The following is a 1,149-nucleotide window of genomic DNA, read 5'->3' on the forward strand; positions in this document are numbered from 1 at the left end:
GGAGGCCGCGGAACGCCAGCCCGGCGTCGTGCGCGAGGGGCGCGAAGGCCTCGGTGGCGGCGAGGGTGACGTCGTACCCGGCCCGGCGCAGTGCGGCGCCCAGCCCCGTGTAGGGCGCGACGTCGCCCCGCGATCCGGCCGCGGCGATCAGGATCCTCATCGGCTCTCCTCGACGGACTTCATCGGTTCTCCCCGACGGACATCAGCGGTCCTCCTCGGCGTCGATACGGCCGCCCGTGTGACGGGCCGCGTTGGCGTGGACGGCCCTGCACGTGTAGGCGGCCAGCCCCGGGCGTTGCTGCGACGGCGGCACGACCAGGGCGAACGCGCGCGGGTCGGTGACGAAGTCGTCCGCGATGCGCCGGTGCATGTCGGGCGGGCAGGTGGTGAACCAGCGGGAGACGTGCAGGCGGTGCTCCTCGGCGAGGTCCATGGCCCGCTCGCCGTCGCTCGGTTCCCCCTCGTCGAAGGCCGCGAGCAGCTCCGCGCGCCAGGCGGTGGCCTCGCCCATCAGGCGGCGCCAGTCCTCCTTGGTGTGGGCGGTCGCGCGCGCCATCGCCTCGCGCTGCCCTCGCGAGTGCGCCCACTTCAGCTCCGCCTCGGTGGCGTAGCTCAGGTCGAAGGTGATCTCGCCGAAGACCTCGAAGCGTTCCTGAGGAGTCAGGGGGACCCCGGTCCCCTGGACCTCTATCGCCCGTTCCGCCACCTCGGCCAGCCGTTGCAGCCGGGCGATCTCCTCGCTCAACTGCCGTTGCCGGGCCCGGAGCCGCTCCACGGGATTCGCCTGCGGATCCTCGAGGATCGAGGCGATCTCGTCGAGCGGGAAGCCGAGTTCGCGGTAGAAGAGGATCTGCTGGAGACGGACCAGGTCGGCCTCGCCGTAGAGCCGGTAGCCGGCGCGGCTGCGGTCACCGGGCGAGAGCAGCCCCGTCCTGTCGTAGTGGTGCAGCGTGCGCACCGTCACCCCGGCGAAGGCCGAGACCTGCCCCACGGAGTAGCTCATCCGCCTGCCCTTTCGTTCAGGACCCAGCCTGAAGCCTGACGTGAGGTGAGGGTCAACCCGGGGCCCGCCCGGTTCCGTGGGCGGGGCCGGGCGCGTCCCTCCCTCGACGTACCCGCGCCCGGCCACCGCACGGACGGGCCGGACGG

The 1,149-nt window shown here is 73.1% G+C and carries 2 protein-coding genes; both read right to left on the bottom strand.

What is annotated here, in order from left to right; translation table 11 throughout:
* Positions 1-160 (bottom strand): glycosyltransferase (locus HW445_RS31930; RefSeq protein ID WP_180224248.1); only part of this gene is annotated, 160 nt, incomplete at its 3' end.
* A 42-nt stretch (positions 161-202) separates the two neighbouring features.
* Positions 203-1,003: a MerR family transcriptional regulator gene (locus tag HW445_RS31935; protein ID WP_180224249.1), complete on the bottom strand. Its 801-nt coding sequence runs from the start codon at positions 1,001-1,003 to the stop codon at positions 203-205.
* Between the last annotated feature and the right edge of the window lie 146 nt (positions 1,004-1,149).

It is taken from the genome of Streptomyces sp. UH6, from assembly GCF_013421635.1.
In the GTDB taxonomy this organism is placed as follows: Bacteria; Actinomycetota; Actinomycetes; order Streptomycetales; family Streptomycetaceae; genus Streptomyces; species Streptomyces abyssomicinicus.